The sequence below is a fragment of the Corynebacterium sp. HMSC05D03 genome, assembly GCF_001807205.1.
Taxonomy (GTDB): domain Bacteria; phylum Actinomycetota; class Actinomycetes; order Mycobacteriales; family Mycobacteriaceae; genus Corynebacterium; species Corynebacterium aurimucosum.
Genome location: NZ_KV788158.1, coordinates 114,924 through 123,183 on the forward strand (window position 1 = coordinate 114,924; position 8,260 = coordinate 123,183).

General features: G+C 63.9%; 7 protein-coding genes. All 7 read left to right on the plus strand.

Annotated features, from left to right (window positions below):
• Positions 1-13: 13 nt before the first annotated feature.
• Genes HMPREF3147_RS01215 through HMPREF3147_RS01245 form a run of 7 tightly spaced genes read left to right on the plus strand, consistent with a single transcriptional unit; the run spans position 14 to position 8,020 of the window.
• Positions 14-1,729, plus strand: a complete 1,716-nt coding sequence (locus HMPREF3147_RS01215; protein ID WP_141740696.1) for a TIGR04028 family ABC transporter substrate-binding protein — start codon at positions 14-16, stop codon at positions 1,727-1,729.
• A complete protein-coding gene (locus HMPREF3147_RS01220) occupies positions 1,730-2,755 on the plus strand; it encodes an ABC transporter permease (RefSeq protein ID WP_070443615.1) in 1,026 nt (341 codons plus the stop codon).
• On the plus strand, positions 2,752-3,606 hold the full coding sequence (locus HMPREF3147_RS01225; protein WP_070443618.1) for an ABC transporter permease: 855 nt from the start codon (positions 2,752-2,754) through the stop codon (positions 3,604-3,606). Before HMPREF3147_RS01220 ends, HMPREF3147_RS01225 begins: the two co-directional genes overlap by 4 nt.
• Before the next feature lies 1 nt (position 3,607).
• Positions 3,608-5,308: a dipeptide ABC transporter ATP-binding protein gene (locus tag HMPREF3147_RS01230; RefSeq protein WP_070443621.1), complete on the plus strand. Its 1,701-nt coding sequence runs from the start codon at positions 3,608-3,610 to the stop codon at positions 5,306-5,308.
• 29 nt (positions 5,309-5,337) lie between these two features.
• Entirely contained in the window at positions 5,338-6,525 is a 1,188-nt protein-coding gene (locus HMPREF3147_RS01235) for an alkylhydroperoxidase domain protein (protein WP_070443624.1), read from the plus strand.
• 17 nt (positions 6,526-6,542) lie between these two features.
• Positions 6,543-7,217: an SDR family oxidoreductase gene (locus tag HMPREF3147_RS01240; protein ID WP_070443627.1), complete on the plus strand. Its 675-nt coding sequence runs from the start codon at positions 6,543-6,545 to the stop codon at positions 7,215-7,217.
• Between the two features lie 56 nt (positions 7,218-7,273).
• The gene (locus HMPREF3147_RS01245) at positions 7,274-8,020 is read left to right on the plus strand and encodes a GntR family transcriptional regulator (RefSeq protein WP_070443630.1); all 747 of its coding nucleotides are present in this window, start codon (positions 7,274-7,276) and stop codon (positions 8,018-8,020) included.
• Positions 8,021-8,260 lie beyond the last annotated feature (240 nt).

The window sequence follows — 8,260 nt, forward strand, 5'->3', positions numbered from 1 at the left end:
AATACCGCTCAGTATGCGTTGTGTTAAATCCAGAGACACAGCACAAACCGACTACCGACTTTCTGAAAGCATTACCGTGAAAACTCTACGCGCACTCGCCGCCACCCTGGCAGCAGCCCTCGCCTTAGCGGGCTGCTCTGCCGCGGATCGGCCGGACGGGGAGGATAACGTCCTCACCTACCTCGAGCCGCAATTCTTCCGCACGCTCTATCCGCCGGCCGCCGGCTTTTACCCCAACGGTGGCGTGGTCAACCAGCTGACCGACCGCCTCCTTTATCAGGATCCCGAGACCCTGGAACTCTCGCCATGGATCGCCACGGAGATGCCCAAGGTCAACGCCGATGCCACGGAATACACGTTTACTATCCGCACCGACGTCACCTACTCCGATGGTTCTCCTTTGACCGCCGAGAACGTCGTGGCCAACTTCGACCTCTTCGGCCGCGGCGATAAATCCCGCACGCTGACCAGCTCCGAGCAGATCGCCAACTATGACCGCGGCGAAGTCGTGGACGAGGACACCGTGAAGTTCTACTTCACTCAGCCCTCCCCGGGTTTCCTCCAAGCCACCTCCGCCTATAACGCCGGCCTGCTCTCTGATTCCACGTTGGCTCTAGACAACGAGGGCTTCGGCCCCGGCAACGCGGTCAACGTTATTGGCTCTGGCCCCTTTGTGGTGGAGTCGGAAGAAATCGGCACCGACCTCAAGCTCAAGACCCGTGAGGACTACGACTGGGCCCCACCAGCGGCCAAGCACCAGGGCCGCGCGGAGATCGACGGCGTCCACTACATCCTCGCCGCCGAGGAATCCGTGCGCACCGGAGCAATCCTTTCCGGCCAGGCCGATATCGCCCGCCAGATCTCCGCCCCGCAGGAGCCGCTGCTGAAAGAACAAGGTGTTGACATCGTCTCACGCGGCACGAACTCCATGAACAACCAGTTCGCCTTCCGCTTCGACCACCCGCTGCTGCAAGACAAGCGCGTGCGCGAGGCCATCATCCACGGCGTGGACCGCGAGGAGATCCTTCGCGTGCTCTTCTCCGAGTCCTACCCGCTCGCCACCTCCTCCGTGGCCGAGACCGGCCTGGCGTATAAGGACCAGTCCGCCGCCTATACCTTCGACCCGGAGGAATCCAAGCGCCTTCTCGATGAGGCCGGATGGGAGCCCGGGCCCGATGGCATCCGCGTCAAGGACGGCCAGCGCCTCGTCCTGCGCACCAACACCGCGTTGCCGCAGCCGCGCTCCAAGGAAGTCATGACCATGGTGCAGGATCAGCTGCGCGCCCTGGGCATTGGTATCCAGGTCAATGCTGGTGACCAGGCCACCCAGAATGCCGATGCCAAGGACATCAACAAGGTGCAGATCTACCACTCGATGGTCGGTCGCGCCGACTACGACGTCATCACTTCGCTCTACGGCATCAACAACCGCGATGCCTTCCTCAACCAGGACGCGGAGGGCAATCCCATCGACGAACACCTGCAGGAGCTTCTCGACGCCGTCCTCGATACCCCCGATAAAGAAGGCCGCATCAAGGCCAAGGAAGAGGTCCAGGACTACCTCACCGAGCAGGCCTATGTGCTCCCGCTCTTCGAGGAACCCGTGGTTTATGCCGTGCGTCCGGGCATTTCGGGTTTTAGTCCGGAATCGGTGGCGCGCCCGTGGTTCTACGAGGTCAGCATCGACGCCGCGCCGCAGCGCGCAGCATCGAATGAGGAGGAGAAATAAATGACAACTCGCCAGATTTTCAGCCGCATTGGGCAGGCCCTCCTCGTGCTGCTCATTACCTACACCGTGGCCTTCCTGCTTCTGTCGGCGCTGCCGTCGGATGCCGTGCAGTCCCGCTTCGGCGACCCCGCTCTGGGCCTATCCCAGGCGGAGATTGATGCCATTCGGGATGAGATGGGCGCGGACAAGCCGCTTGTGGTGCAGTACTTCACGTCCCTGGGTGGCTTCCTTACCGGGCACTTTGGTAACTCGACGCAGTCGGGCGCCCCGGTAGCTACGCTGCTTGCCGACGCCCTTCCCCACACCCTCATCCTCGCCGCCAGCGCCATCGGCGTGGCACTCATCGTGGCCGTGCTCGTTGCCTTCCTAGCGACGCTGCCGGGGCTCGGTGCCATCGGTTCCTTCTTCCGAGGCCTGCCTTCCTTCATGGTCTCTCTGCCGGGATTCTGGATTGCCATCCTGCTCATCCAGTTCTTCTCCTTCCAGCTGGGCTGGGTGCGCGTTATCGAACCCGGCAGCGTGGAGGGCCTCATCCTGCCTACCCTGACGCTGTCGGTGCCCATGGCCGCGCCGTTGATTCAGGTGCTGATTCGCTCCATCGACGAGACGCAATCACGGCCCTTCGTTCAAGCGGTACGCGCACGCGGTGCCTCGGAGTCCGGGATTTTCTGGCGCACCGTCTTGCGTAACTCGTTGCTGCCTACCTTGACCATGGCGGGCCTGCTCTTCGGTGAACTCGTTGGCGGTGCCGTGGTGACCGAAACCGTCTTCGGCCGCACTGGCTTGGGATACATGGTGGCCCAGGCCGTGGCTAACCGCGATACCCCGGTTCTGCTGGCGGTGGTTCTCATCGCCGCCACTTCCTACATCATCATCAACCTCGTGGTGGACCTGCTCTACCCGGTGCTGGACCCGCGCCTGCGCGCCAGCACCCCGGAACGCAGTTCTGCTCACCGCACAGATTCCGCCGCCACCCCGGCGACTGACTTCTCGGCCACTACTTCGGAAAGGACGGTGCGCTCATGAGCATGACGCACACTAAGCCGCTGCGTTCTACACGGGCGCCGCGCCGCCAGACCTCTAACCCGTGGCTCGCGCCGGGTTCCATCATCGCCATCGTGATCCTCGCGATCGCTTTCTTGGCGGCCCTGTTCCCGAGCTTGTTTACCTCAGCAGACCCTTATGCGGGCACCGATGTGGCCCTGTTGCCGCCGGGAGAGTCCGGGCACATCATGGGAACGGACGCGGTGGGACGCGATCTCTACGCGCGCATCATTTACGGTGCCCGCCAGTCGCTGCTTGGCGCGCTGATCGCCGTGGCTGTTGGCCTGGTCGTCGGTACGCTGATCGGACTTCTCGCCGGCTCTTTGCGCGGAGCGGTGGATACCGTCCTCATGCGCGTGGTCGACGTGTTGCTGTCCATCCCGGGCATCCTGCTGTCGCTGTCCATCATCATCGTGCTGGGCTTTGGTTCCGTACAGGCGGCGGTGGCTGTCGGTGCGACCTCGGTGGCGACCTTCGCGCGCTTGGCCCGCTCCCAGGTAATCTCCGTGGCCAGCTCGGACTACATCGAGGCCGCGTACGGTGCGGGCGCCACCCACGCCACCGTGCTCTTCCGCCATATCCTTCCCAATTCACTCACCCCGGTTATTGCCCTGGCCACCCTGCAATTCGGCACCGCCATTCTGCAGCTGTCGATCCTCGGCTTCCTGGGCTACGGCGCCCCGCCTCCGACCCCGGAGTGGGGGCTTATCATCGCCGAGGGCCGCGACTTCATGGCCACCGCCTGGTGGCTCATTATCCTGCCCGGTATCGCGCTGGTGGCCGTGGTGATGTCCGCCAACCGTCTGTCCCAGAACTTCCCCGTGGAGGCCTAACATGTCTGTTTCAAAGAATGCAGCGCAGCCCCTGCTGCACGTGCGGGACCTCAACGTGTCCTATTCCACCGCAGGTGGTGACGTTCCCGCGGTCCAGGGCGTCAGCCTCGAGGTGCATCCTGGGCAGATGACCGCCATCGTGGGCGAGTCCGGCTCCGGCAAGACCACCTCCGCCATGGCAGCCATCGGTTTGCTGCCCTCGAATGCCACCATCGACGCCGGAACCATCACCTTCGATGGCCGCGATATCACTTCGCTGCGCCGCCGTCAGTGGCGTGAGCTGCGAGGGCGACGCATCGGGCTGATCCCGCAGGACCCCAATAACTCCCTCAACCCGGTCCAGACCATCGGCGCCTCGGTGGAGGAGGGGCTGCGCATCCACAAGGTCGGCAGCGCTGCAGAGCGCAAGGCTAAGGCACTGGAGCTGTTGGAGCGCGTCGGCATCGATGACCCTGCGCGCCGCTATCACCAGTACCCGCATGAGCTGTCCGGCGGCATGAAGCAGCGCGTACTCATTGCCGCTGCGGTGGCACTGGAGCCGGACCTCATCATCGCCGACGAGCCCACCTCCGCCCTCGATGTCACCGTGCAGAAGATCATCCTCGACCTCCTCGATGACATGCGCGCAGAGCTCGGCATGGGCATCCTCTTCATTACCCACGACCTAGCCGTGGCCGGTGACCGCGCCGACCGCGTCGTGGTCATGGAGTCTGGCCAGCTGCGCGAGGAAGGCCTAGCCGCCACAGTACTGACCAACCCGCGCCACGACTACACCAAACGCCTGCTTGCCGACGCCCCCTCCCTCACCGTCGCCGACGCCGGCACGTCAACTGCCCGCGCCGTCGCACCCCAGGGCAACCTAAGCACTCAGCGTGCTTCATCTGAATCTACCGGCGCGCCGACTACTCGCGCTGCCGGCGAACCTTTGGTGCGCGTCGAAGGCCTGACCCAGCGCTTCGGTGATTTCACCGCGGTCGATGACATCTCCTTCACCGTGGCCAAGGGCGCGACCCACGCCATCGTGGGCGAGTCCGGCTCCGGCAAGACCACCACCGGGCGCAGCATCGCCATGTTCAATACCCCGACTGCGGGCAGCATCACCGTCGGCGGGCGCGACATCGTAGGCCTGCGCGGCAAGGCCTCGCGCGAAGAGCGAAACAACATCCAGCTGGTCTACCAGAACCCCTATGGCTCGCTGGACCCCAAGCAGACGATTGGCCAGACGGTGGCGGAGCCGCTGCGGAATTTGAAGGGGGCGTCGGCAAGCAGCGCGAAAGCCAAGGCCAAAGAGTTCCTCGAGCTGGTCGCCCTTAACCCGGATTATTATGACCGGCGCCCGCGCGAGCTCTCCGGCGGTCAGCGCCAGCGCGTGGCCATCGCCCGGGCGATGATTGTGGAGCCGGAGCTGGTCATCCTCGATGAGGCTGTCTCCGCCCTCGACGTCACCGTGCAGGCCCAAATCCTGCGGCTGCTGGCCCGGCTGCAGGAGGAGCTTGGCCTGACCTACATCTTCATCTCGCACGACCTGGCGGTGGTCAACCAGATCTCCGATACCGTGTCCGTGCTCTCGAAGGGCCAGCAGGTGGAATGCGGGCCCACGGCCGAGGTCTTTAGCAACCCGCAATCACCGTTTACCCGCAAGCTTATCGAGGCCATCCCCGGCTCGCGCTACCGCGCCGGTGACCTCAACCTCGGCCTGTAGCCTGGGGCCAATCAAGAAAGGATTAGTTCATGGCAGACATTATTAACCTACTGGCGGATGCAAGCGAGGACGTCGCCCAGCTGCGCGAGCGCCGGCCTGAAGCTAAGGAGAATGCGCAGGCCTCCTTCGCCGCGCTCCTTGAGCCTAAAGAGCCCGGCACGTTCAGCTATGCGGAGCGCTACGCCATCGCGATGTTTGTTGCTGGCATTTACCAGGCTCCGCAGGCGGTGGAGTTCTATTCCGACCTGCTGGCGGAGGAATCCGAGGAGCTCGCTGAAGAAGTAGCCCGCGCGGTGGAGCGCGGCATCACCACCGGCCCATACTCTGGTGGCGGCTTCACACTTTTCGACGGCTCGCCACGCCTCGCCGCCGCCCTCGACTTCGCCCACCTTCTGGCCTTCCACCCCAAGGACGCCTCCCCGGCCGCGATCGGTCACCTGCAGGCGGCCGGCTGGTCCAACGATGACATCGTGACGTTGGGACAGCTCGTCAGCTTCCTGTCCTTTCAGCTGCGGGTGGCCCACGGATTGTCTGTGCTGGCCGGTACCGCCCAGCCCACGCCTGTGACTGAGGAGCCGCGTCCTACCCAGACCCCGGATTGGGTGCCGGGGGAGGGGACGTTGGTGCCGGACGTCGTCAAGCCGCAGGGCTTTGTGGCACACTCCCTAGGCTGGAAGCCGTGGGTGCCGCCGCAACCAAAGGAGGAGTTCACCGACGCGCAGCGTGACGCGCTGATTAAGCCCGAGCGCATCGACATGGAGTACTTCCGCCTGCTGGCCCGCGACCCGGCAGCGCTCAAGGCGCGCACGCTGACGGATTTGGACATTTTCTACAACACCGACGGCGGATTGGGGCGCGCCGAGCGTGAGCTGGCCGCCACGGTGGTCTCGCGCCTCAATGGCTGCGAGTACTGCGCATCGGTACACCAGCAGCGCGCCAAGGAGGAGGGCGGTGACGCCGCAGCGATTGACCGCCTGCTCGACGAGGGCGTTTCTGCTGACCTGGGCTCGGCGCAGTGGTCCGCCATCCGTGACGCCGCCCTGGCCCTGACCGAGTCGCGCTTTGCGTTCGACGCCTCCCACGTGGATGGTCTCCGCGAGGTGGGTTTCGATACGCTGGCAATCATCGATGTCATCAACTCCTCCGCGTTCTTCAACTGGGCAAATCGCCTGATGTTGACGCTGGGGGAGCCGGATGTGCCGAAGCGCTTCCGCTAACTGAAGGAGGAAAAATCATGGTGAAGACTGCCGTTGTGACCGGGGCAACCGGTGGAATGGGCGTGGAGATCATCAAGGACCTTGCGCGAGACCACCGCGTGTATGCATTAGGGCGGCGCGCCGGGGAGCTGCCGGAGGCGGAGAACATCGTGCCGGTGGGCATCGACCTGCTGTCGCTACTTGATGGTGCGGCGCTTCCCACCGAGCTTTCTGAACTGGAGCGCGTGGACGTGCTCGTGCATGCGGCGGCCCGGGCGGATAAGCGCTCAGTGGAAAGCGCTAGCCCGGAAGATTGGCGTGCGCAGATGGACCTCAACGTGCACGTGCCAGCAGAGCTGACCCGCCTTCTGCTGCCTGCGCTGCGTGCGGCGGAGGGCCTCGCGGTGTTCATCAACTCCGGTGCCGGCATCCACTCCTATGGTGACAACGTCATTTACGCCGCCACGAAGCACGCACTCTACGCGCTTGCCGACGGCCTCCGCCTCGGCGAACTCGGCATCCGCGTGTCCACCGTCGCGCCGGGTCCGACGGATACCCCGATGCTGCAGGGCTTGCAGGATTACAATCCGGAGCATGTCATCGCCCCGGTCGAGGTGGCGAAGGCTATTCGCACCACCGTTGATGCTGGGCCGACGACGCAGCTCACTGAGATCCGTGTGCGCCCGCGCATTGAGTTGAACCAGCGTAAGTAGGTGGCGCGTTTTCTCTCAAGATGCGAAAAACCCAGCACACGGTACAGTTATGAGGCGTGTCCACCTCTCAACGTCGCCGCCCCGCCTATTTGGTGATCGCGGATTCGCTTAGGAGCAAGATTGAATCCGGCGAATTAAAGCCGGGTGACCGTTTTCCCACCGAGCGGGAATTGGTTCAGGAATACAAGGTGGCGCGCATGACGGTGCGCCACGCGCTAGACATCGTCCAGATTGAGGGCCTCATTGACCGCAAGCGCGGGCGCACCGGTGGCACCTTCGTGCGTGCCACCCCGCCCACGTTGAGCCTGACGAGTGGCCGCAGTGCCCTCGATCAATTGCGTGAACATGGCCTCGATGTTGAGGTGCGGGTGCTGTCGCTGATGTTCATTGATGCTCCCGGGCACCTTGCTTCCGCCTTTGGGATTGAGGAGGGGGATTCCCTGTGGGAGTGCCGTACGGTGCAGGTGTCGGCGGGCTCGCCCATCATGGCCTCCACGCTCTTTATCCCGCAAGTCTTAGCACCAGGACTTACGGAAGAGGATGTGCAGAAGCCACTGACCGAGCTGTTGACGGAGCTTGACCTGACACCCGTTTTTAAGCGCGATTCCCTCGTGCCTGCCACCGCGCGCACGGAGGAACAAAAGGCCCTGGGCGTGGGGCGCAACCAGCCGGTCCTACGCATTACGAGAACCATCAAGGCAGAGGGCGGCGTCGTAGCCGCTCAGCTGGAAGAGACCCTGCGCCCTGATGCGGCCACGGTGGAGGTCGTCATTGGCGAGGATCCCACGCCGACCCTCGACTAGACACCAGCGAGGGCAGCGCCATAAGTTTTCCCCGCCGGGAATACGAACGTGTACTCCAGGAAACCCGCCAACCACCATCGGGTTGGTGGGTCTCGTTCTTTAAGAGCTAAAGGGCCCGCTGCTCCCGCTGTATCTTGCGGCATGTGAACTGTGGTCTGGGATCTCCTAGTTTCCCGTCCCCCTTCTAACGGTTGGCGGGTTTAGTTCTTTAAGGGCTTAAGAGTCCCGGTACACCCCGCT

What these genes read in the sequence shown, in the direction of transcription:
- HMPREF3147_RS01235 (WP_070443624.1), top strand. Translation starts at nt 5,338, where the DNA reads ATGGCAGACATTATTAACCTACTGGCGGATGCAAGCGAGGACGTCGCC.
- HMPREF3147_RS01240 (WP_070443627.1), top strand. Translation starts at nt 6,543, where the DNA reads ATGGTGAAGACTGCCGTTGTGACCGGGGCAACCGGTGGAATGGGCGTG.
- HMPREF3147_RS01225 (WP_070443618.1), top strand. Translation starts at nt 2,752, where the DNA reads ATGAGCATGACGCACACTAAGCCGCTGCGTTCTACACGGGCGCCGCGC.
- HMPREF3147_RS01230 (WP_070443621.1), top strand. Translation starts at nt 3,608, where the DNA reads ATGTCTGTTTCAAAGAATGCAGCGCAGCCCCTGCTGCACGTGCGGGAC.
- HMPREF3147_RS01220 (WP_070443615.1), top strand. Translation starts at nt 1,730, where the DNA reads ATGACAACTCGCCAGATTTTCAGCCGCATTGGGCAGGCCCTCCTCGTG.
- HMPREF3147_RS01215 (WP_141740696.1), top strand. Translation starts at nt 14, where the DNA reads ATGCGTTGTGTTAAATCCAGAGACACAGCACAAACCGACTACCGACTT.